We start from the raw sequence: 621 nt of genomic DNA on the forward strand, positions 1-621 counted from the left end.
GCTTTCCCCTCACCGTTGCCGGATCGGGTTGTCATCAGACCCAAGAACCCCTTCCGATTCCTTCCCGGCTGCGCCGGGGATACGTCGGAGCGCCTCACGGCGCACTGAAAGCCGAACCCGCGTTTGAACGTTGGGGCGGCGTGTTCCTTCTCCGAGTGCGCCTCCACCAAGGTTGCGTCCAGGTCGATGGCCAGCGGATCGTCGGCGGTGATCGCGTGATCGGGTGCCCGGTCACCAGCCTTCTGCCATGCTGCCGCGCGAGCAGCGCCGCGCGCTGCGGCGATGGCGGACAACGCTTTGCGCGAGTCCGCGGCCAGCGCGGTGATCAGCCGAGACACCGTCGGATCCGACGCCACCGATCCGAACACGCCTGGCTCGCAACGCAACGTCCCGATATCGGCGGCGCAATCGCCGCCGATCGCGACCGTTACCGCCAGATCCAGCACGATCTTCCCCGGATCACCGGTCGAACCGCCGATTGTCTACTTGTAAGGAGGTCCGGCTCAGGATGTATGCCTGGAGAAATCCGACGAGGTACGGCTCCATCGCGAGTTTGCTTCGGCCATCCGGGGTACTCATTGTTGCCGGGGTCGTGGTGGTGGAATTCGAGGAGGTATTGGT

General features: G+C 64.9%; 1 pseudogene. It reads right to left on the minus strand.

The features are described 5' to 3' along the window. Positions 1–107 precede the first annotated feature (107 nt). Positions 108–461 (minus strand): annotated as a pseudogene (locus AB0M45_RS04630) (transposase); the annotation flags it as partial. Positions 462–621 lie beyond the last annotated feature (160 nt).

This window comes from Nocardia sp. NPDC051787, assembly GCF_040681325.1.
In the GTDB taxonomy this organism is placed as follows: Bacteria; Actinomycetota; Actinomycetes; order Mycobacteriales; family Mycobacteriaceae; genus Nocardia.